This is a genomic window from Paenibacillus sp. M-152 (assembly GCF_003856555.1).
GTDB classification, from domain to species: Bacteria; Bacillota; Bacilli; order Paenibacillales; family Paenibacillaceae; genus Paenibacillus; species Paenibacillus polymyxa_C.
Genome location: NZ_CP034141.1, coordinates 1,671,608 through 1,694,433 on the forward strand (window position 1 = coordinate 1,671,608; position 22,826 = coordinate 1,694,433).

At 45.5% G+C, this 22,826-nt stretch carries 15 protein-coding genes and 1 tRNA gene; 15 read left to right on the plus strand and 1 reads right to left on the minus strand.

Annotation, left to right across the window (positions count from 1 at the left end; translation table 11 throughout):
- The first annotated feature begins 570 nt into the window (after positions 1-570).
- The 15 genes from ilvB (at position 571) to EGM68_RS07605 (ending at position 22,245) form a co-directional block, all read left to right on the plus strand.
- The gene (gene ilvB / locus EGM68_RS07535) at positions 571-2,316 is read left to right on the plus strand and encodes a biosynthetic-type acetolactate synthase large subunit (RefSeq protein ID WP_129548941.1); all 1,746 of its coding nucleotides are present in this window, start codon (positions 571-573) and stop codon (positions 2,314-2,316) included.
- Between the two features lies 1 nt (position 2,317).
- Positions 2,318-2,803: an acetolactate synthase small subunit gene (gene ilvN / locus EGM68_RS07540; protein ID WP_013370080.1), complete on the plus strand. Its 486-nt coding sequence runs from the start codon at positions 2,318-2,320 to the stop codon at positions 2,801-2,803.
- A 163-nt stretch (positions 2,804-2,966) separates the two neighbouring features.
- A complete protein-coding gene (gene ilvC, locus EGM68_RS07545) occupies positions 2,967-3,959 on the plus strand; it encodes a ketol-acid reductoisomerase (protein WP_013309387.1) in 993 nt (330 codons plus the stop codon).
- A 124-nt stretch (positions 3,960-4,083) separates the two neighbouring features.
- Positions 4,084-5,625 carry a 2-isopropylmalate synthase gene (locus EGM68_RS07550; protein ID WP_129548942.1) on the plus strand — a complete coding sequence of 514 codons (1,542 nt, stop codon included), beginning with the start codon at positions 4,084-4,086 and terminating at the stop codon, positions 5,623-5,625.
- A 200-nt stretch (positions 5,626-5,825) separates the two neighbouring features.
- Positions 5,826-6,902: a 3-isopropylmalate dehydrogenase gene (leuB, locus tag EGM68_RS07555; RefSeq protein WP_013370082.1), complete on the plus strand. Its 1,077-nt coding sequence runs from the start codon at positions 5,826-5,828 to the stop codon at positions 6,900-6,902.
- A gap of 322 nt (positions 6,903-7,224) precedes the next feature.
- Positions 7,225-7,764, plus strand: a complete 540-nt coding sequence (locus EGM68_RS07560) for a peroxiredoxin (protein ID WP_013370083.1) — start codon at positions 7,225-7,227, stop codon at positions 7,762-7,764.
- Positions 7,765-8,023: 259 nt separating this feature from the next.
- On the plus strand, positions 8,024-8,440 hold the full coding sequence (locus tag EGM68_RS07565) for a hypothetical protein (RefSeq protein WP_064963921.1): 417 nt from the start codon (positions 8,024-8,026) through the stop codon (positions 8,438-8,440).
- 336 nt (positions 8,441-8,776) lie between these two features.
- Positions 8,777-9,880 (plus strand): ATP-binding protein, encoded by a 1,104-nt coding sequence (locus EGM68_RS07570; RefSeq protein ID WP_013370087.1) that lies wholly within the window; start codon positions 8,777-8,779, stop codon positions 9,878-9,880.
- A gap of 341 nt (positions 9,881-10,221) precedes the next feature.
- Positions 10,222-12,363, plus strand: a complete 2,142-nt coding sequence (locus EGM68_RS07575; protein ID WP_129548943.1) for a putative bifunctional diguanylate cyclase/phosphodiesterase — start codon at positions 10,222-10,224, stop codon at positions 12,361-12,363.
- Between the two features lie 107 nt (positions 12,364-12,470).
- A tRNA-Gly gene (locus EGM68_RS07580) sits at positions 12,471-12,541 on the plus strand.
- A 264-nt stretch (positions 12,542-12,805) separates the two neighbouring features.
- Positions 12,806-13,843, plus strand: a complete 1,038-nt coding sequence (locus tag EGM68_RS07585; protein WP_025676367.1) for a pectate lyase family protein — start codon at positions 12,806-12,808, stop codon at positions 13,841-13,843.
- A gap of 362 nt (positions 13,844-14,205) precedes the next feature.
- On the plus strand, positions 14,206-16,056 hold the full coding sequence (abc-f, locus tag EGM68_RS07590; protein WP_129548944.1) for a ribosomal protection-like ABC-F family protein: 1,851 nt from the start codon (positions 14,206-14,208) through the stop codon (positions 16,054-16,056).
- Between the two features lie 448 nt (positions 16,057-16,504).
- Positions 16,505-17,536, plus strand: a complete 1,032-nt coding sequence (gene pheS, locus EGM68_RS07595) for a phenylalanine--tRNA ligase subunit alpha (protein ID WP_013370093.1) — start codon at positions 16,505-16,507, stop codon at positions 17,534-17,536.
- A 28-nt stretch (positions 17,537-17,564) separates the two neighbouring features.
- Complete coding sequence (gene pheT, locus EGM68_RS07600; protein ID WP_040101796.1) at positions 17,565-20,012, plus strand: phenylalanine--tRNA ligase subunit beta; 2,448 nt, start codon at positions 17,565-17,567, stop codon at positions 20,010-20,012.
- Between the two features lie 208 nt (positions 20,013-20,220).
- A complete protein-coding gene (locus tag EGM68_RS07605; protein WP_129548945.1) occupies positions 20,221-22,245 on the plus strand; it encodes a DNA repair protein in 2,025 nt (674 codons plus the stop codon).
- A 149-nt stretch (positions 22,246-22,394) separates the two neighbouring features.
- Here EGM68_RS07605 and EGM68_RS07610 read toward each other — a convergent pair whose 3' ends face one another.
- Positions 22,395-22,754: a phage holin family protein gene (locus EGM68_RS07610; protein ID WP_013370097.1), complete on the minus strand. Its 360-nt coding sequence runs from the start codon at positions 22,752-22,754 to the stop codon at positions 22,395-22,397.
- Between the last annotated feature and the right edge of the window lie 72 nt (positions 22,755-22,826).

Genomic DNA, 22,826 nt, shown 5'->3' on the forward strand with positions numbered 1-22,826 from the left:
CTTTGAAGGAGTACAAAATCTCACTGTGCGGTCTTTTTTATAATATGCGGGTACCTCTTACAAGCGTGCGACCCAGAGGTGTTTAAGCGGAGAAACATAAATTTTTATGAAATATGGGTATTGACTATCCCAGATGGGGGACATATAATGTGTCTAAACATTTGAAAGAATGACATGAACACAACGGCAATGAAGAGGACGAAGTGATTAGGGCTCTTTTGTTCAGAGAGTGAGGCATTAGCTGCAAGCTTCACCAAAATCCCTTTTTAACGAGCTCACCTTGGAGCTGTTTTCCTGAAAAGTATTTGGGCCCCATGATATTAACGGTGCGCCGAATCGCCTATTAGGGAAAATCGTACGGTCTACGTTACAGACGCCAGATATGGAGATCCTTTGTGATTTCTGTACCTGCCAAGGTTCGGTATTGCGAAATATCGGGCAAACACGGGTGGTACCACGGAAGCTACAGCCTTTCGTCCCTCAGTAACAGCAAGTCTGTTCTAGGGATGAAAGGTTTTTTTGTTTTTACAAATGTCAGCTGTATGTAAATTTTGTAAAGGAGGATGACCAATGAGTGCACAAATTCCTGAAGTTAGGTCAACCGATGAATTACGTCAAAAGTGGATGAAGCCTGAGGTGATTACAGGTTCGGAAATTTTACTCCGTAGCCTTTTGCTGGAGGGAGTAGAGTGTGTCTTTGGATATCCAGGTGGTGCAGTGCTTTATATCTATGATGCCATGTACGGCTTCAAGGATTTCAAGCATGTCCTCACTCGTCATGAGCAGGGAGCTATTCATGCGGCAGATGGTTATGCACGGGCAAGCGGTAAAGTTGGTGTCTGTATCGCGACTTCCGGACCTGGAGCGACAAACCTGGTAACTGGCATAGCGACAGCTTATATGGATTCGGTGCCGTTGGTGGTCATCACGGGTAATGTTGTATCTTCCCTGATCGGTACAGATGCTTTCCAGGAAGCTGATATCACGGGAATTACAATGCCGATTACGAAACACAGCTATCTGGTGAGAGATGTAGAGGATCTGCCGCGAATCATCCATGAGGCATTTCATATTGCCAATACAGGTAGAAAAGGACCAGTACTGATTGATATTCCGAAGGATGTCTCCGCAGCCCAGACGTTGTTTGTTCCACAGACGGAACCTGTGACCATGCGGGGTTACAACCCGAATGTGTTGCCCAACAAAATTCAACTAGACAAGCTGACTCAAGCTATCGCCGAAGCAGAACGTCCATTCATTCTGGCAGGTGGAGGAGTTGTATACTCCGGTGGACATGAAGCACTTTACGAGTTTGTTCGTAAAACGGAAATTCCGATTGCAACAACATTGCTTGGTTTGGGAGGATTCCCAAGTGGACATGAACTCTGGACAGGGATGCCGGGAATGCACGGAACATACACTTCCAATCAGGCGATTCAACAGTCGGATTTGCTGATCTGTATCGGTGCCCGCTTTGATGATCGGGTGACAGGCAAGTTGGATGGATTTGCTCCTCAAGCCAAAATCGTACACATTGATATCGATCCTGCTGAAATCGGAAAAAATGTTGCCACGGATATTCCAATCGTAGGCGACGTGAAGGCAGTATTGGAATTGCTGAATCAGGATGTGAAACGCGCGGATCTGGCAGATGCATGGAGAGCGCAAATTCAGCAATGGAAAGCTGCGAAACCTTTTTCTTATAAGGATTCTGAAACAGTGCTTAAACCACAATGGGTTATTGAATTGTTGGATAAAACGACCAAGGGCGGAGCAATCGTTACGACGGACGTAGGACAGCATCAAATGTGGGCAGCACAGTATTACAAATTTAATCAGCCACGTTCATGGGTCACCTCTGGTGGACTGGGTACGATGGGATTTGGTTTCCCTTCTGCCATCGGCGCTCAGATGGCCAATCCCGACAGATTGGTAATATCGATTAACGGAGACGGTGGCATGCAGATGTGTTCGCAGGAATTAGCCATCTGTGCAATCAATAACATTCCGGTCAAAATCGTAATCATCAACAACCAGGTACTTGGAATGGTTCGCCAATGGCAGGAATTGATCTATAACAATCGGTACAGTCACATTGACCTGGCTGGAAGCCCGGATTTTGTGAAACTGGCCGAAGCATACGGTGTCAAAGGACTGCGTGCTACGAATAAGGAAGAAGCACGTCGGGCTTGGCAGGAGGCGCTTGATACACCCGGACCGGTCGTTGTCGAGTTTGTAGTCAGCAAGGAAGAGAATGTATATCCGATGGTGACGCAAGGTTCGACAATTGATCAAATGCTGATGGGGGACGAGTAAAATGACGACAAAAAATACCATTGCTGTACTGGTAAATGATCATCCCGGCGTTTTGCAACGTGTGTCCGGACTGTTTGGTCGCCGTGGCTTCAACATTGAGAGCATAACTGTGGGTCAATCGGAAGAAGTTGGATTATCCCGTATGGTCATTGTGACTGTAGGAGATGAGAACAACCTGGAGCAGATTGAAAAGCAGCTTTACAAGCTGGTTGATGTGATCAAGGTCATCGATCTCAGTTCCAAGCCGATGGTTGCTCGGGAATTGGCAATGATTAAGGTAAAGGCTGAACCGCCTCAGCGACCAGAAATTATGGGCGTGGTAGAAACGTTCAGAGCAGCTGTAATTGATGTTGGAACGACAAGCTTGATTGTTCAGGTCATTGGCGATACTGAAAAAATCGATGCGATGATCGAGTTGTTGAAGCCTTACGGTATTCGCGAGTTGACCCGAACCGGGGTTACAGCTATGATACGTGGAAATGCATAATATAAAGCTTTAACGATTTACCGCTTATAGCGCATTACATCATTAAAGAACCGCCCGCATAAGAGCGGGTGCTCGAAGAGATTTTTAGATACCAATCATGAGGCGAAGTCTCTTGGAGTACCCGCTCATTATGAAGGGTCCAATTAAAAGGAGGAAATTAACCATGGCAGTTACAACGTACTACGAAAAAGATGCAGAACTCAGCGTATTGAAAGGAAAAACAGTGGCCGTAATTGGTTACGGTAGCCAAGGACATGCTCAAGCACAAAACTTGCGTGACAGTGGTGTAAATGTTGTTATTGGTTTGCGTGAAGGCAAATCAGCTGATGTCGCAAGAAACGACGGTTTTGAAGTTCTGAACGTAGCTGATGCAACAAGCCGTGCAGATGTGGTTCAAATTTTGTTGCCTGATGAAACTCAAGCTTCTGTCTACAAAAACGAAATCGAACCTAACCTGAAAAAAGGCGCAGCACTTTTGTTCTCCCATGGTTTCAATGTTCATTTTGGACAAATCGTAGCTCCTAAAGATAGCGATGTATTGCTGGTTGCTCCAAAATCCCCAGGACATATGGTACGTCGTACCTATGTGGAAGGGTTTGGTGTACCAGGATTGATCGCAATTGAACAGGACGCAACAGGCCAAGCCAAAGAAATCGGTCTTGCTTACGCAAAAGGCATTGGCTGTACACGTGCGGGCGTAATTGAAACCTCCTTCCGTGAAGAAACGGAGACGGACCTGTTCGGTGAGCAGGCGGTATTGTGTGGCGGTGTGAGCGCACTCGTAAAAGCGGGCTTTGAAACATTGACTGAAGCCGGATATGCTCCTGAGATGGCATACTTCGAATGTTTGCATGAGCTTAAGCTGATCGTTGACCTGATGTATGAAGGTGGATTGGCAACAATGCGTGATTCCATCAGTAATACAGCAGAATATGGCGATTATGTAACTGGACCACGTGTGGTAACAGAAGATACGAAGAAAGCCATGAAGGATGTATTGACTGACATTCAACAAGGCAAATTTGCTCGTGACTTCATCCTTGAAAATCAATCTGGACGTGCATTCCTGACGGCTACTCGTCGTAATGAAGCTAACCATCCGATTGAAGTGGTGGGCGGACAATTGCGTGAAATGATGCATTGGATCAAAAAGTAACAACCTTTTGTACTATAAGCTCGACAACATGAATTATTTATAAATATTAATTACAATGCGGCCCTGCTTATTGCGTGAGCCGCATTGTAATTTAAGGGTCCAAATCCTGAGGAGGTGCGTTAGGTTGCGCAAAATATATATATTTGACACAACGTTGAGAGACGGAGAACAGTCACCTGGCGTGAACTTGAATACTCGTGAGAAAGTAGAGATCGCTCATCAGTTGGAAAAGCTGGGAATCGATCGTATGGAGGCTGGGTTCCCGGCTGCTTCTCCGGGTGATCTGGCGGCTGTTAATGCAGTGGCAAAAGCTGTAAAAAATTCGACCGTTATTGGCCTTTCGCGTGCAAGGGAACAAGATATTGATGCGGTTCGCGAGGCGCTTAAGGGAGCACAGGACCCGTGTATCCATATCTTTTTGGCAACCTCTCCAATTCATCGTCAGCATAAGCTACGGATGGAGAAGGCACAGGTATTGGAAACTGCCCGTGCAGCCATTCGTTATGGATTGAAGTATTTGCCAAAAGTGGAGTTTTCATTGGAGGATGCAGGACGTACGGAGCTTGATTTTGTGGTTGAAATGGTCACCATGGCTGTACAGGAAGGGGCTTCTGTCGTCAATATTCCAGACACGGTAGGTTACTTAACACCCTACGAATATGGAAATATATTCAAACATATCAAGCGAAATGTGGTCGATGTGGAGAAGATTCAGTTGAGTGCACATTGCCACAATGACTTGGGAATGGCTACTGCTAATACGCTTGCTGCGATCCTGAACGGTGCAGATCAGATCGAGGGGACTATTAACGGTATCGGTGAACGTGCTGGAAACACGGCCATTGAGGAAATCGCCATGGCACTGGAGACGAGACAGGAATTTTTCCAAGCCAAAACGTCTCTGCAACTGTCTGAAATTGCACGCACGAGCCGATTGGTTAGCCGTTTGACGGGGATGGTAGTGCCGGGCAACAAGGCGATCGTGGGTGCTAACGCTTTTGCGCACGAATCAGGTATTCACCAAGACGGCATGCTGAAGGAAAAGACGACCTATGAAATTATGACACCGGAAAGTATCGGTCTGAAAGAAAGCAAGCTGGTACTGGGCAAGCATTCAGGGCGCCATGCTTTCAGGGAGCGTTTGGTTGAGTTGGGCTACGAATTGAACGAAGAAGATTTGAATCGCGCTTTTGGGCAGTTTAAGGATTTGGCTGATAAGAAGAAGGAAGTATCGGACGATGATATCCTGGCATTGCTGGAAGAAAAATTGGCCGATGCACCTGAAGTCTTCAAGCTGGAAACCATTTTCGTAACTTATGGGAACAAGGCTACGCCTTCCGCACAAATACGCCTGGTTAACGATGAAGGTCAGGTGATCGAGACAGAAGCTGAAGGAAATGGTTCAGTTGATGCGATCTATAATGCGATTGATCAAGCCAGCAGCGAGAGTGTTGTACTTTCTGATTATTCCATCAAATCTGTTACCCATGGCAAGGACGCTCTAGGTGAAGTACATGTGGTGCTGACTCAAAACGGAATATCTGTACAGGGACGCGGGGTAAGCACTGATATTTTGGAAGCAAGTGCACGAGCTTATGTCGATGCACTGAATGGTTTGATCGACAAGCGTAAAAATTACAGCAATCGCGTAGATTATAAATCCTAATTTTATACAGGCCCAAGGAATGAGTATAGACAGGATCGGTATCGGTCCTGTTTTCTTATTCTCTGATGAAAAAATCAGCTTATAGGCTGAGCCTATTGAATTGATAGATTCTATATCTTGGTCAAAGCCCTCCCAAATATGTTACAAAGAAGGTATGAGAAATACGGCTGTATGGCTGTATAACAAGAGGAGTGTACGTGATGGCAGACGTTAAAAAGATTGCAGTAATAGCGGGAGACGGAATCGGACCTGAAGTGGTCGCAGAGGCAGAGAAAATTTTGAAACGTACGGAAGAAGTGTTTGGCCTCTCATTTGAAACAGAGCATGCGCTGTTCGGCGGGATTGCCATTGATAAGAAGGGGACTCCATTGCCGCAAGAAACACTGGCCGTATGTCAATCTGCAGATGCCGTGCTGTTGGGAGCGGTAGGTGGACCACAATGGGACAACAATCCTAAGGAGCTTCGTCCTGAAACCGGATTGCTCGGTATTCGCAAAGAGCTCGGTCTATTTTCAAATCTTCGTCCTGCTGTCGTTTTCGATTGTCTCAAGGACGCGTCTACATTGAAACCAGAGGTATTGGAAGGAACGGACTTGATCGTGGTGCGCGAACTAACGGGTGGTATTTATTTCGGTGAGAAGTACAGACGAGAGAGTGCTCAGGGGGAAGAAGCGGTCGATACTTGTGCATATAATGTAACAGAAGTAGAGCGTATTGTTCGCCAATCTTTCGAAATTGCACAAAAACGTCGCAAAAAGCTCGCATCGGTGGATAAGGCTAATGTACTGGAAACTTCCCGTTTATGGCGTGAAGTCGTTAACCGGGTCGCTGTAGATTACCCAGATGTCGAGCTTGAGCATGTATTGGTCGATAACTGTGCCATGCAATTGCTGCGTCGTCCATCCAGTTTTGACGTCATTGTAACGGAAAATATGTTTGGTGACATTCTTAGTGACGAAGCAGCTATGCTGACTGGGTCCATCGGTATGCTCTCCTCTGCATCACTGGGAGAAGGCAGCTTCGGTCTGTACGAGCCGGTGCACGGCTCAGCACCTGATATTGCTGGTCAGGGACTGGCGAACCCCATTGCAACGATTTTGTCCGTTGCTTTGATGTTCCGCCTCACCTTCGGGTACGAGAAAGCAGCTGACGCTATCGAGAAGGCGGTAGCTGAGGTACTGGATGCAGGACACCGTACGGCAGATATCGCGGTGGATAAATCACAAGCGATCTCGACAACTGAAATGGGCGATTTGATCGCAGCAGCTATTCGCTAAAGTCCCCGGAAACGCACCTGTTCTGAAAAAAAGCTTCCTATTATATAGTGAGGTTATACAGTATAATTTTATAGCAAATGTTTGACACAGTAGCTCCTGAGTAATCAGGAGCTACTTGCATATCAGAAAGCTCTTGAAATGTGAATAAATTGTGAATTTTTAAGCTAGTTTAAAATAATTATAAAAAAGTAATGGTTACAATATTGACTTTGATTTCAGCGAATGATAACATTTATCAAGTAGGTGGTTTATTACAATACAGATGATTGAGGAAAACACAATTGGTGTTTTTCTTACATATTTTAAAGGAGGATTTCACATTATGGCAGAAAGATTGGTAGGAAGACCCGCACCTGATTTTGCATTGGAAACAGTATCTGGAGACGGTCAAGAATTTGGCTCGGTGAAACTTTCCGATTACCGTGGCAAGTGGCTCGTATTTTTCTTCTATCCACTGGATTTCACTTTTGTATGCCCAACAGAAATTACAGCATTGAGCGATGCAGCTGACCAATTCAAAGAGCTGGATACTGAAATTTTGGGTATCAGTGTAGACTCCGTGCACAGCCACAAAGCATGGATCAACACAGCTAAAGAAAACAACGGTCTGGGCAAACTGAACTTCCCGTTGGCTTCTGACATCACGAAAAAAACAGCAAGCGACTATGGTGTTCTGATCGAAGAAGAAGGCGTTGCATTGCGCGGCTTGTTCATCATTGATCCAGAAGGCGAACTGAAATATCAAGTGGTTAACCACAATGATGTAGGTCGCAGTGTAGAAGAAACATTGCGTGTACTGCAAGCTTTGCAATCCGGTGGCTTGTGCCCAATGAACTGGAAACCAGGCGATAAAAATCTGTAATATTAGCTTTACAAGTTGAATTTAAACAAGCAAGCCCCCAACAAGCGGTTACTTTACCGTTGTTGGGGGCTTGCTTGCCTGCGCTATGCAGCGGAGATATAGGAATAGCCTGTCTGAATCATGTAATACAGAGTGAAGTAACAAATAATTATGGAAATGTTGTTGTGTTCTGGAGGAATTTTGCCTGATGAAAGCGAATAAGGTATTGTAGAAGATAAACAAGGCAGAACAGGTTTTGTTCAGAGGAGGCTGAGCCCGGATGAGTTATTGCTGTGGAGCAAGCATGGTAGGAACCAAGGGAACGCTGAAGCATTACCGCACCCAAGTCCATAATGTTCCTTTGCTGTTTTGCCCGGTATGTCGTCGCATTGAAGTTCATTATAAAGTTGAAAATGAGTATGAAATTTTGGCTGAGTATGCACATGGAGATGGGGCATCCGAGATTGATTTTCAGGATTATGTCATGGAAGACGATGATACGATATTTGAAAACTGTGTAAATCGTGAGAGTGAAGATGCATTTGAAATTGTGAAGCGCCAAATTGACATGTCGTTGGATTTATTGACGGTAGCGAAACAGATGAATGATGAGAAATGGCAGGGAGAGCTTAAGAGAAGACTGGCTGTTATGAGTCAAAGACGATCCCGGCTTCAACATAATAAGAGCGGCAGTTGACATCCTACACACCAAAGAAGCTCTCAAATCTGGAGAGCTTCTTTGGTGTGTAGGGCGCTTATTTTTAACTTATTTTTTTATTTTGTAATGTTGCGCAGATATTATGACGAAAGAAAATAGGATAAAAATGTGGATTCGACACTTTTTCCGATTGACTGTGATCCTTAATCTTGTCTATCATAAAATAAGACTCGAATCGAAAAAAATGGTCGGAGTTGATTGAAACTGTTTTTTACACCATTTGAAGGGTGATCGATAGATGCCTTTCTCTTCTTCAAGAATATTACACGTCCGATACGGCCAGTTTATCATTCCGATACAAGGGGGAAGCCTGGCATGATCAGTGAATTCCAAGAAGCCTTGCTTGATACCGTGGGAGCTTGCCCTTCCACACAGATCGCCAATAATAAGTATGAAAATGTACTGGAGAACCTGGATAGTGGTATCATGCTGTTTGACAGTGACGGGGTACTGACCTTTATTAACGTGCAAATGGCGAGATTACTGGAGCTACCACGTAGTTCGCTCGCGGGTCGCAACCTGATGCAAATTTTGCATCATCCTGAGTTAAGTCGGTTTAAGAAGAAGAAAATCATGCGGATTTATAAAGAAACTATCTTTCATAGAAAGCGCTATCATGAGTTGATTGATGAGTATGGTCGGCATTGGTTGATAACAGTGACCTACGGTGATCAGATGGATGGCGATTTTTTGTTTAGTGTAAAGGATGTGTCGGATTATAAGCAGATTGAGCAGACGGCGTATCAAAACGACAAGCTGGCAATGCTGGGACGTATTTCGGCCTCTATCGCCCATGAAATCCGTAACCCGCTTACTGCAATCCGGGGTTTTATTCAATTGCTTCGGCCGCACTTGGTGGAGTTGGGCAGGGATGAGTATGCCCGCATTATTTTAACCGAAATTGATCGTGCGAACGACATTATTTACGAGTTTTTAAATTCGTCCAAGCCTTCGGCTCCGCAAAAAACGGCAGTATCTGTGATGGGACTGTTGAAAGAAGTAGTGATGCTGACAGAAAGCGAGGCGTTGATGAAGGGCTGCCAGATCGCACTGGATGAAAATGATGAGCTCATGAAGGTTTCCATTGACGTGAAGCAGATTAAGCAGGTTATCCTCAATATGATTAAAAATGCGATGGATGCCATTGAAAGCATCGGCGGGGAACGAGAGGGATGCATTGATATCCATACCGTGCTTGAGGGCTCTTATGTCCACATTTGTATTGAAGATAACGGATTAGGGATGGATCACAATACATTGGCGCGTTTATTTGATCCTTTTTTTACAACAAAAGAAAGTGGAACCGGCTTGGGATTGGCTGTGAGCTATCGTATTATCAAAAATCATGGAGGCTTCATTCATGTAGACAGTAAGCATGGAAGCGGTACACAATTTAAAATCACACTTCCTGTAGTCTAATATGATGAGATTTTCGCAGAGGGGTCCTGTACATACTATTTCTGTTGTGGTGTGCAGCGTTGGGGTATAGGTATCACCTAATTGAAAAATGTCGTCTGAAGCGCATGATCTGAAAAGATGATGCGCTTTTTTGGTACTGTAAGCTCGTGCATTTGCGCAAATGCGAAAATAAATTCATGAATATAGAACAAAAAAATGATTCACCTTTCACAGATTAAATGCTATTATATACCAGAATACAACATTTTTTTTGATACTATAGACTTAAACAACGGCTTCCAAAGCTGTCAAACGTCTTAGATGATCGGAATCTCCGATATGCAGGGGGCTGAAGAGGCTGAATGAATATACGGCTGGAAGTAAAAAAAACGATAGGCATTGGTATTGCCGCCATAGTTTTGTTTGTCTTAGTTCAGTTATTTCACGTAACTTTGAATAAAATATACTCCTATAATGTATTTTTGTTGTTATATCCGATTATAGGGTTTGCCTGTGCTGCGATTTGTTTTTCTATTTTTTATCAATCCTGGTCCGTTTTGCTGGAACAGTTGACCTGGCAGAGACTTCTTATTGCCCCAACATTTCTGGTGGCTGGTCTGCTTTACCTTGTTCATATTGTTTCGTTTAGTTTCGTAAGCCTGACGGACTTTGCTTTGTCTCCGGGCATTTCGTTGTGGCTACTATTTGTAAATCGTGCCTTTACCTCTATTATGCTCCTATTCGTTTGTTCTCTCCCATTTAGAAGGACAAAGTCTGAATACAAAACAGTGGCTTTGTGGGCAGGGATAGGTTGTACGTTGCTGATTCTAGGAGTTATCAAGGCATATGATGCAGGCTTATCAGATCTACGTATACGGTACGAATTAGGTAACCTGGGCTGGACGTTGAATCTGGTTGTTATGTTACTGCTGGTGCTTACATTTATTTTTGGAGTACGAAAATACCGAAAAGTCCGCCCTGCGGAGTTGGGCATGTTGCTTATCGTTCGTGGGATTGGGCTGTGTGTTGTGAGCCAGTTATTCTATTTATTTGCTAAGCAAATGAGTGATATCAATCATCTTATAGGACTTTTGACGAACGTGATTGCATTTTATAATCTGTTGAGCGGTCTAGTCCGGCTTATGGTTCTGGTTCCTTATCGGGAAAAACAGGCGGCAGAATCTGAGTTTAATCATATTGCTTATAACGATGATATAACAGGCCTTCCCAATCGCCGTCGTCTTTCCCAGCGCCTGGATAAAATATTGCGCAATTCATTGAAATCTGATGAGACAGTAGCGCTTTTAGTGCTAAATATTGATCGTTTTAAAGCGATTAATGATTCGCTTGGGCATACGGCAGGCAATTATTTGCTGTATGCGGTAGGCGAACGCTTGGGGCATTTTTGCCGTGAGGGGGAAGCTGTCTTTAGCATGGGTGGAGATGAATTTGCCTTTCTTCTAATGGGCTACGAAGATTCAGATGCCATGAGAAATCGTATTGATGATATGGTGAAGCTGTTCGATCAGCCTTTTGATATTAATGGGGAGTCTTATCATGTGATGGTGAGCGTTGGCATAGCTTTGTACCCGTCGGATGCGAATCAGAGCGAACAACTTATTCAGCAGGCGGATACAGCCGTTCATAGTGCCAAGGAGCAAGGAGTGAATTTTCAGCGGTATGCTAGTGCGATGCAGATGCGAGCGCATGAAAGGCTCCAGCTGGAGAATGATTTGCGGCGAGCGCTTGAAAATGAAGAATTTTCATTGGTGTATCAGCCACGCGTCCATCTGCAAAGTGGCGAGCTAACGAGTTTGGAAGCGCTGGTGCGTTGGAATCATCCTCATCGCGGGATGGTGATGCCGGGTGATTTTATTCCAGTAGCTGAAGAAAGTGGCCTGATCGTGCCCTTGGGGGAATGGGTGTTGCGTGAGGCGTGTCTCCAAAATAAGCAGTGGCAGGAGCTAGGGTATCCATCGATCCCGATTTCGGTCAATTTATCCATGCGCCAATTCCAGCAAAAAAAACTGGTGGATGTAATTCGGGGCATTTTGGCCTATACGGGACTGGAGCCACGCTATTTAGAACTGGAGATTACTGAGAGTATGACTTTTGATAAGGACCGGGCTTTTGAACAGTTGAAAAAAATAAAGGCTATTGGTGTTGCAATCAGTATTGATGATTTTGGAACGGGTTATAGCTCATTGCATTATTTGAAGAATCTTCCGATTGATCGTCTTAAAATTGACCGTTCCTTTGTAAATGAGGTGCTGGTTGACAGCAAAAATGCGGCCATTGTATCTACCATTGCCTCTATGGCTCACCATCTGAAGTTGAAGGTTACGGCTGAAGGGGTGGAAAATGAGGAGCAGCTTCAATTTTTGCAGGCGCAGGATTGCCATGAAGGGCAGGGGTATTATTTTAGCCGCCCCATTCCGGCAGAAGTTTTTGAAAAATTGTTTTTACGTAAACCTGTCAATTGGCTGGTTCAGGATGGTATGTAGTATGCTTGCATTTTGTGGAAAGATAAGTTATACTGAATAACATCCTGATTCAGTTAGTTGACGAGAGCTTAAGTGTGTCATACATATGGATCAAGATGTTATATAATGCGGGTGTAGTTCAATGGTAGAACTTCAGCCTTCCAAGCTGATAGCGTGGGTTCGATTCCCATCACCCGCTTACGACTTTAAAATTCCGAAACCCTTGTAAATTCAAGGGTTTTTATTTTGTTTTTAATAAGAATATATTTTAGCCGGGCTACCAATGGGGAATCCCGGCTTTTTTGCGTTCCTACGAACTATTTTCACGCTGTTAAATAATATAATTTAAATATTTCTCTTATATGCTATAAATAAACAGATAAAAAGAACTATTTACCATTTTGCAAAAAAAGTATAGTCTCGTAATTGGAATTTAATATAAAAAAAGGATGGTGTAGCTGCGATGAGAAAAATCTCTTTTCTTTTAGCTTTGGCCTTTGTGCTTTTTACCTTTTCAGCAAGTGCTACGTTCGCTGCGACTGATTTCCCAAATACGTCGACGAATGGCATGATTGGTTTTGCTGGACAGGCTAAAAGCGAAACAGGAGCTTCAAAGCCTGCTACAACAGGGGGCAAAAATGGTCAGGTCATCTATATCAATAATCTAAACGAATTGAAAAATCAGCTAGGGGATTCAACTCCCAAAATTCTGGTCATCGAAAAGAATATTTCTGCTTCTTCTAAAACCGTGGTCAATATCGGTTCTAACAAATCTCTAATCGGCTCTTATGCGCAAAATAAGCTAGTCAATATTCATTTGAAAACAACAGCTAACTCGGGAAATGTGATCTTTCAAAATTTAACTTTTGAGCACAGTGCCAGTATTAATGGTAACGATGATATCCAGCTATATCTTACTGCAGGTACAAATTATTGGATTGATCATGTTACTTTTGCAGGTCATAATTATAATGCAAATGGCTCGGATTTGGACAAACTTTTGTACATAGGACAATCGGCTGATTATGTAACCATTAGCAACTCCAAATTTGCGAATCATAAATATGGCCTTATTCTGGGTTATCCAGATGACAGCAATAAAAATTATGACGGCATGCCCCATATTACGATTGCCAATAATTATTTTGAAAACTTACTTGTACGCGGTCCAGGTCTGATGAGATATGGATATTTCCATGTAAAAAATAATTATATTAATAATTTTCAGTTGGCTTACACAATAGCAACCAATGCACGAATTTATTCCGAGAATAATTATTTTGGAAAAGGTAGTGAAAAGGGCGGCATTCTGGATGATAAAGCCAATGGTGAATTTAAAGATGTAGGTAGTTTTCCAGCCATCACTAACCAAAAATCGCCTGTGACCCGATGGAATCCGAGCAAGAACTACAGCTATCAAGTTCAAACTCCTGAATATACTAAAGAATTCGTAACTAAGTATGCAGGTTCGTCCAATACAACTTTGGTCTTTGGAAAATAAAGCGGGTATTGGAAAATATGCTGTGATCTGCTATACTGGCTGCAAGTAAGTATCCCATGAAAAGGAAGGTAACCATACGTCCGATGAAGTAAGCACACTGATTTTCCCACTCAACTGCACGTTACTGGCAGGTGGCTGCAAGCTGCAACGGGAGAAGTGTGTCTGAAATGAAAGTAGGGACGTATGCGTATATTTCCGGAACGGGAAATGTTTTTTTCGTTCGCGGTGTTATTTTTCATAAGCATATGTTCTGAAACCATTCATAACAGTCATTCTATATTCCTGTATGCAAGCCGCAGCCTTCTGCGGCTTTTTTTATTGCTTCCGGTTTGAAAACCGGACTGGGAAAGGATGATCGTGGTATGAAAACCATTTTGCGAGTTCGTAATATAGTTAAGGAATGGAACGGGACATCTTTATTTGAGAATGTGTCGTTGGACGTGACGGAAGGAGAACGGCTCGCGTTGTTTGGAAGAAATGGGGCCGGTAAAACGACGCTATTGCGAATATTGCTGGGAGATGAAGCGCCAACCTCGGGTCAAGTAGAGTATGATTTGCCGCTGGAAGAGCACGGCTGGCTGAAGCAACAGGATACGGTGGATGGGTCTCGAACCGCACTAGAGGTCGCACAGCAGGCCAGCCCTAAGCACTGGGATCTCAAGCAAGAGTTGGGACAGCTGGAAGCTGATCTAGCCGATCCTGAAAAGGACATGGAGCATCATCTGGAGCGTTACGGCGAGCTGATGGATGAATATGAGCGTCTGCAAGGCTTTGCCTGGGAGTCTGAGGTGGAAAAGGCACTCACCCGAATGGGGATGCCTGCACAGACGTGGTCCATTGCTTATAGTGATCTAAGTGGTGGACAGAAGACAAGAGTACGACTGGCTGGACTGATGGTCAGGCAGCCGAAGTTGCTGGTGCTGGATGAGCCAACCAACCATTTGGATGCCGAAAGCTTGCTCTGGCTGGAGCAGTGGCTATCCACGTATCCTGGAACACTGTTGTTTGTATCGCATGACAGAGCCTTTTTGGATCAGGTGGCCACGAGTATAGTCGAGCTTACATCCACAGGTATTGGGCGCTATAAAGGCGGTTATAAGGAATATAAAGCACAAAAGGAGCGGGAACAACGAGAGCAGGAGGCGAGCTATCGGAAGCAGGAACTGGCGAAACAGGCGCTGGAGGAAACGATTCGAAATTACAGGGAATGGTTTCACCAGGCACATCGTAGCGCATCCAAAGTCGAAGTGGCTATTACACAGAGCTTCTATAAGGCCAAGGCTAAAAAAAATATCTCCCGTTATCATGCGAAAGAGAAGGAACTGGAGCGACTGGAGGCTAACAGGGTAGAACAACCACGTGAAGCTCCGTCTTTGCACATGAAATTAAGTGATAGCGGTTTTCAGGCTAAATATTTGCTGCGTACTGAACAGGTTGACTTTAGCTACGACGACCATGTCATTGTGAAAAATCTAAATCTGAACGTTGCACGTGGGGAACGTTTGGCTGTTCGGGGACCCAATGGAATTGGAAAAACCACGCTGCTTCGGTTATTAACAGGTCAGCTCGAACCGCAGATGGGGACAATTACAGCCAACCCACAGTTGAACATCGGATATTTTTCACAGGAGCTGGAGCAGCTTCCAGAGGATCAGACGTTGCTCGACAGTCTGCTTGCGCTCCCTACAATGACCCAAACAGAAGCGAGAACGGTGCTGGGCTGTTTTCTATTTGCCAAAGAGGACGTATTCAAAAGGATCGGAACGCTCAGTATGGGAGAAAAATGCAGGGTAGCTTTTCTGCGTCTGTACTTTAGTGGAGCCAATCTGCTGGTGCTGGATGAACCGACGAATTACTTTGACATTGAAACCCGTGAAATTGTAGAGGATTCTTTACGCCGATATGATGGGGCGTTGGTACTCGTCTCGCATGACCGGGAGCTGGTGCGTTGTACGGCAACTCGGTTACTCGATATGAAGCCGGGCGGCGGATATGAAATCTATGAAGGGACGGCCGACGAAAAACAAGAAGATGAACGGAGCCGTATCCGAGAGCCTAAGGATCAGGAGGAGCGGGAGGAACGTCTTCGATTACAGTTGCGTCTTACCGAACTGATGGGAATGACGGGGACGAGTGAAGAAAATGAGGAGTTCTTGAGCGACATCAGGCGCATTCGTGCCAAGCTAGATCAGTTGAATGATCCCGATATCTGAAGGAATGAAATATAGGCGCTGCTTGCCAAAGTGCAGTAGTTTGCATATAATAATGAGCAATAGTTCGTATTTTGAAAATGTCTTGATGGAGAAGAGTAGGCAGTGTCCGATTGAACAGGGAGGAAGCGCCGTAGGATTGAGAGCGTTTCTACAAATATTGGGCTGTTGAAGTTCGCTCCGGAGCAGTTCCTTGAACCTCAAGCGTCATGTAAATGGCGGTTGTGCAAGTAGGGGATACCGGTTCACGACCGTTACAACGTGTAGAGCGAGATGATGATGCATAGCATGAATGAACACCCGTACTGATTGCCATAAGGCAACGCATCGGGTTGCTAAACTTCATTGTCTAACGAGGGTGGTACCACGGTCTTTTCGTCCCTTTTCGGGAGAAAAGACCTTTTTTTGTTGTCTGAAAAGCTGGATATGAAGAAAGGGGACTGAACAGGCGATGAGCGAAACCATCCAAATGAAGGAACATTTGCTGGCCTTGAAGGAAGAAGCACTGGAAGTATTGGAGAAGGTGGCAACACCTAAGGAGCTGGCTGATCTACGAGTTAAATATTCGGGTAAAAAGGGTGCGTTGACCGAAATTTTGCGCGGTATGGGCAAGCTGAGCGCGGAAGAGCGTCCAGTTGTTGGGCAGGTAGCCAATGAGGTGCGTGAGGCGATTGAAGAGGTCGTTAACCGTAAGCAGGACGAGTTCACGAAAGCAGAAACGAATGAGCGTTTGCAAGCAGAAAAAATCGACGTTACGTTGCCTGGACGCGCAATGCCGCAAGGCGGGCTCCACCCACTTAACAAAGTGATCGAGCAAATCGAGGATATTTTTACAGGTATGGGATATCGAGTGGCTGAGGGTCCGCAGGCAGAGACCGATTATTATAACTTCGAAGCATTGAATCTGCCTAAAAATCACCCGGCACGCGATATGCAGGATTCATTTTACCTGACCGAGGATCTGTTGATGCGTACTCATACGTCACCAGTTCAGATTCGCGCGATGGAGGCGATGAAGGGTGAAACGCCTATTAAGGTGATTTGTCCGGGTACGGTATTCCGACGTGATGATGACGATGCAACGCATTCCTTCCAATTTCACCAAATTGAAGGTCTTGTGATTGGAAAAGACATTCGTATGAGTGATTTGAAAGGAACTTTGCTGCAATTTGCACGCGAAATGTTCGGGGAATCGACCGAAATCCGCTTGCGTCCAAGCTTCTTTCCGTTCACCGAGCCAAGTGCTGAAGTAGACGTGACTTTTGTGAAGAAAAACGGCGAGCGCGTGTGGATTGAAATTTTAGGCTGTGGTATGGTGCATCCGAAAGTGCTGGAAATGGGTGGTTTTGATCCCGAGGTATACAGTGGCTTTGCATTCGGTATGGGTGTAGAACGGATTGCCATTTTGAAATACGGCATTGATGATATTCGCCATTTTTATAACAGTGATCTGTCGTTCTTGAAGCAGTTTGCGCGTCAATAAACAACTATATCAAGGGAAGTGAACCCATATGAAAGTATCATTCGATTGGCTGTCCGAGTATGTATCACTGGATCAAGTGAGTGCGGAGGAGCTAGCAGAAAAAATCACCCGTTCGGGCATTGAAATTGATGAAGTCGAACATCGTAACCAAGGAATTACTGGCGTCGTTGTAGGCTATGTCAAAAGCAAAGAAAAGCACCCAGATGCGGATAAGCTGAATGTGTGTATTGTCGATGCGGGTCAGGGAGAAGACTTGCAAATTGTGTGTGGTGCCAAGAATGTGGATGCAGGTCAAAAGGTTCCTGTTGCAGTTGTAGGTGCCAAGCTGCCAGGAGATTTTCATATTAAAAAGGCCAAGCTGCGTGGTGTTGTGTCCATGGGCATGATCTGCTCGGCCAAAGAACTGGGCATGAATGATAAGCTATTGCCAAAAGAATTGCAGGAAGGCATTTTGGTGCTGCCAGAAGATGCTGAAATTGGTACGCCAATTACGAAGCTGCTTGCCCTGGATGACCAGGTGCTGGATTTTGATTTGACACCCAACCGTTCGGATTGCCTGAGCATGCATGGAGCCGCTTATGAAGTGAGTGCCATTCTAGGACGTGACATTTCGCTGGCTGACCCCGCTAAGGATCTGGTGGAAATTAGCGATGCAGCGGCAGATCATCTGTCCGTAAAGGTAGATACTCCTGAACTGTGTACGCACTATGCAGCACGTTATATCACAGGTGTAAAAGTGGGGCCTTCCCCGTTATGGATTCAAAATCGTCTGATGGCGGCAGGTGTTCGTCCGATTAACAATATCGTAGATATTACGAACTACGTTATGCTGGAATACGGCCAGCCGTTGCATGCTTTTGATGCGGATAAGCTGGAAAATGGAAATATTGAGGTTCGGCTTGCTCGTACAGGCGAAACTTTGATTACACTTGACGATCAGGAACGTAAGCTGGAACCGCATATGCTGCTGATTACGGACGGCGTGAAGCCAATTGCATTAGCAGGCGTAATGGGCGGAGCCAACTCTGAGGTTACGGATGCAACGGTTAGCATTGCGTTGGAATCTGCGAAGTTTGACGGGGGAACAGTTCGCAAAACATCCCGTCAACTTGGACTGCGTTCGGAAGCAAGCCTGCGTTTTGAAAAAGAGGTTGATCCAGGTGCTGTTATACCTGCTGTGAATCGTGCAGCTGCGCTGATCCAGCGTTATGCAGGGGGCACTGTACACCAGGGTATTGTAGAGTCTGCTTCCGCAAAAGCTGAAAATCATATTATCAAGCTGTCGCTAGATAAAATAAATCGATATTTGGGAACCGAACTGTCACTGCTTGAGGTGAAGACGATTTTTGGTAGACTTCATTTCGGATGCGGCGACACAGAGCCAGGGGTGCTGGAAGTTGAAGTACCTACACGCCGTGGAGATATTACCATTGATGTGGACTTAATCGAAGAAGTAGCACGTTTGTATGGTTACGATAATATCCCAACCACGCCGATTGAAGGTCCAACAACTCCAGGAGCTTTGACGGCATCGCAATCTCTGCGTCGCTCCTTGCGTAGATTGCTGGCTCATGGTGGCTGGCAGGAGACGATCAGTTACTCTTTTGTACATCCGCAAAGCACGGCTTTGTTTAACGCTCTAACAGAAGGCAGCCATCCGGTACGTTTGGCTATGCCTATGAGTGAAGATCGTAGTGTGTTGCGTACAAGTATCATTCCGCAGATGCTGGATACAGCGGTGTACAACATGAATCGCAAGCAAGATAACCTAGCGATTTTTGAGATGGGAACTGTATTTTACACAGAAGAACAAACCTTAACTCGCCAGCCGCAGGAAATTCAAGTGCTGAGTCTGCTGCTGACTGGGGTACGTCGTGAAAAACAATGGAACATCGGTGCCGAAAAGGTTGATTTCTTTGATATTAAAGGTGCGCTTGAAACGGTGTTTGACTATTTCGGACTAAGTGCCAGCATTCGTTATGTGGCTGACCAGCCGCAAAGCTACCATCCAGGACGTTCCGCTTCAGTATGGCTGGATGTGAACGGAAGCTCCCAACGGATCGGTACGGTTGGACAGATCCATCCTGAACTGCAACAGTCCTATGGACTGAACGATACGTATGTAGCTGAAATTGCGTTGCAACAGCTTGTTGAGCATGCAAACTCCCATATTCAGTTCAGAGAGCTGGCTCGCTTCCCATCCGTGGAACGTGACATTGCCCTCGTGGTGAATAAAGACGTTGAGGCAGGTGAACTGCTTCGTGTTATTCACGCTGCAGGCGGAGAACTGTTGCAGGATGCACGGGTGTTTGATGTATTTACAGGCAGCAAGCTTGGTGAAGACAAGAAGAGCGTGGCTATTTCCCTGACCTATCGTCATTGGGAGCATACGTTGACGGATGAAGAGATCAATGCGGCGCATTCTCCTGTCGTTACGTCTCTGGAACAAACTTTTGGAGCGGAATTGAGAAAGTAGCAGGAAATGCGGGAAGCCGTATCGAATCTTAGTGACAGAGGTTCGATACGGCTTTTTGGCCTATTATCATAGAAGCTCTCTACTCTGATATTCACCCGCTGCGGGGAAGCCGGACTAATAAGGTTGAACGCTTCACGGAAGGCGGGTTACCCTAGTACCGGACACACCTTAGAATCAACATACAGTAGTATTGAAGGAGGGCATAATTGTGACTACACCAGATCGTACTCGCGTCACTGTAGAGATCTACGGTACTTCTTATAAACTTGTCGGCAGTAATAGTGATTACATGAAGCAGGTTGCCAATTACGTAGATGAACGTATGCACAGCATTTCTCAAGCTCATTCGCGTCTGGATATGCCCCGAATTGCCGTGCTGGCTGCGGTTCATATGGCTGAAGAAGCTGTACAAATTCAGGAGATCCAGAGCCATATGAACCGCTTGGCAGCGGAACGGGCGGAGCTCCGGGGAGATCTGGCCCAACTCCAGACGGCTCTAGGGGAACAACAGCAGAAAAATACAGATATGCATCAAGCCCTTGTTCAATTGAGGGAAGAAAAAGAAACGACGCAGAAGAAGCTGGTGGAGACTGAATCTGCGTCAGCCAAGGAAATTGCCGAACTAAGGACAAAGCTTGAACAGCAGGAGAAAAAAGCGGTTGAACTTGAAAATGCACAAAAACAAGCTAAGCGTGAATTGGAAGAATCTCGCCAAGAAGCTTCTCGTAAGCTGAAAGAGCAGCAAGAGGCTGCGAATGCGCGTGTCCGGCAGACAGAAGAGCAGTTGAAGAGGGAAATAGCTGAAGCGGCTAAACAAGCTGAAGCTAAACTTTCCGCTGCGGAAAAGGCTCATCAGGAGCGAAATCGCGCTGAGCTAGACAAGCTGCGATCTGCTTTGCAGCAAGAGCATAGCCAGAAGATAAGCGAATGGCAGATCAAGTGCTCTGGGCTGAAAGAACAGCTGGAGCAGGAACGTAAACAGGCTGAATTGGCTCTAAATGAGCAAAACCTCCAGCATGAGGAAGCACAGAAACGTGCCGAGGAAGCTGCACTGGAGCAGGAGATTCGGATGGAGGAGCTTCAGGAGCAATTAGAACAAGTACAGGCAGGTAGTGCAGAGCTTTCTTCTCGTTTGAAGGAGGCTCAAGAACAAGCTGCAGCATTGGAGCAACAACAGTTCGTGCTGGAGGCTGAGCTGCAAGCACAGCAACAGGCGGCAACAGAGCGGGAGCAGGCAGATACACTTGCGCGTGAAGAACTGCAAAGCAGATATGATCAATTGATGGATGAAGCCAAGGCTACGCAGCAGCAGGCGGCTAAGCTGGAGGAAGAGCAGCGCCGGATGCAGAAGCTGCTGGAGCAAGCTCATGTATCTTCTCGCAAGCTGCAAAGCGAGCTGGCTACGCTCGCTGAAAGTGAGAAGTCATGGAAGAAGCTTGCAGAAGAACGTCAATTGGCAGCCGACGAGTTGGAGCTTTCCTTGCTGGAAGCGCGTGAACAGAAGGAAGCAATAGAGCAACAACTACAGCAGACTGTGACTGAGGTTGAAGCTGCTAATGATAAATATGCTTCACAGCAGCAACGTCTAATTCAACTTGAAGCGAAGATCAAGGAGCTATCGCCTGAGCTGATTCGCGTTCAGGACGAGCTTGAGAAGGCCAAAGTCCGAGAGCAAGAGGGCGCGAAGGCGTATCAATCGCTTCAGGAGCAATATGGAAGCATGAAGAGCCGAGCTGGACAGCTGGAGCAACATATTAAGCAACTCCAGCAGGAAAATCATGATCGGCAAAGTAAACTGGAACGTGCTGAGAAGGCATCTATGGAGTGGCAGCTGAAATATGATCAGTTGAAGGATGAAGCGGAACGTCTGGAAGCTGAAGATGCTGCCCGTAAGGAAGAATTTGCTTCTTGGGAACGGGAGATAGCGGTAACGATTGAACAAAAGGAACAACTTCAGGAAGAGATTCGTTCTGCAGTTGAAGCTGCCAACACCGCAAAGGCAGAACAGCAGTCCATAGAGCAGGAACGGATGGCCTTGCAGTCTGAATTAGACGAAGTGGGTCAAAAATATGAAATGGCAGCTCATCAGCTTCGTTTATTACAAGTACAACAGGATGTAGACCGAGAAAATGCAGAGAAGATCTCGACTGAATTACGTCAATTAAAGGAAGAATACACCAAGCTTCAAACCGAGTATAATGAATGGATTGAACTTATCGAACAGGATCAGTAGATACGGATTATAATTGTAAGGCAATCCCCGGCTGCTCATGGGCCGGGGATTGTTTGTTTATGGATCGCTAAGAAGTGTAAGTGACAAAAAGCTGTCCTTTGGCAGACGAATCTGCTTCGGGACAGCTATGCTGGAAGTGTCCGCTGAAATTATTTCCCTTCCTTACGCCCGGCTTCAAATGGTGTCGATACCGGAATGAACAAATCGATAATCCCGATAACCAATGCAGCGAGCAATGCGCCCAAAATAGAAACACTAACATTGGCCACGACATATTGAGCGACCCAGATAACCAGAGCGCTCACTAGAAAACCGACAATACCGCGTCCAAATGGAGAAACGCGTCGACCAAACACTGCCTCAACGATGTAGCCAATCAAGGCAATGACAATGGCAAGGATCAGCGCGCTCCAAAAGCCGCCTACACTAAATCCGGGAACGATCCAGCTTACGACCATCAAAACCAGAGCGGCAACGATGAAACGTACAATGTGCCCAAGAATGCTCACGGAATAACCTCCTTTGTTTTTTTGAATTAACAGGGTTAGACAAAGGTTAGTGTGTGGCATGAAGAGCTTTCT

Excerpts from the sequence above, each read along its gene's own strand:
- ilvB (WP_129548941.1), top strand. The coding sequence starts at position 571 with ATGAGTGCACAAATTCCTGAAGTTAGGTCAACCGATGAATTACGTCAA.
- ilvN (WP_013370080.1), top strand. The coding sequence starts at position 2,318 with ATGACGACAAAAAATACCATTGCTGTACTGGTAAATGATCATCCCGGC.
- ilvC (WP_013309387.1), top strand. The coding sequence starts at position 2,967 with ATGGCAGTTACAACGTACTACGAAAAAGATGCAGAACTCAGCGTATTG.
- leuB (WP_013370082.1), top strand. The coding sequence starts at position 5,826 with ATGGCAGACGTTAAAAAGATTGCAGTAATAGCGGGAGACGGAATCGGA.
- EGM68_RS07560 (WP_013370083.1), top strand. The coding sequence starts at position 7,225 with ATGGCAGAAAGATTGGTAGGAAGACCCGCACCTGATTTTGCATTGGAA.
- EGM68_RS07565 (WP_064963921.1), top strand. The coding sequence starts at position 8,024 with ATGAGTTATTGCTGTGGAGCAAGCATGGTAGGAACCAAGGGAACGCTG.
- EGM68_RS07570 (WP_013370087.1), top strand. The coding sequence starts at position 8,777 with ATGATCAGTGAATTCCAAGAAGCCTTGCTTGATACCGTGGGAGCTTGC.
- EGM68_RS07575 (WP_129548943.1), top strand. The coding sequence starts at position 10,222 with ATGAATATACGGCTGGAAGTAAAAAAAACGATAGGCATTGGTATTGCC.
- EGM68_RS07585 (WP_025676367.1), top strand. The coding sequence starts at position 12,806 with ATGAGAAAAATCTCTTTTCTTTTAGCTTTGGCCTTTGTGCTTTTTACC.
- abc-f (WP_129548944.1), top strand. The coding sequence starts at position 14,206 with ATGAAAACCATTTTGCGAGTTCGTAATATAGTTAAGGAATGGAACGGG.
- pheS (WP_013370093.1), top strand. The coding sequence starts at position 16,505 with ATGAGCGAAACCATCCAAATGAAGGAACATTTGCTGGCCTTGAAGGAA.
- pheT (WP_040101796.1), top strand. The coding sequence starts at position 17,565 with ATGAAAGTATCATTCGATTGGCTGTCCGAGTATGTATCACTGGATCAA.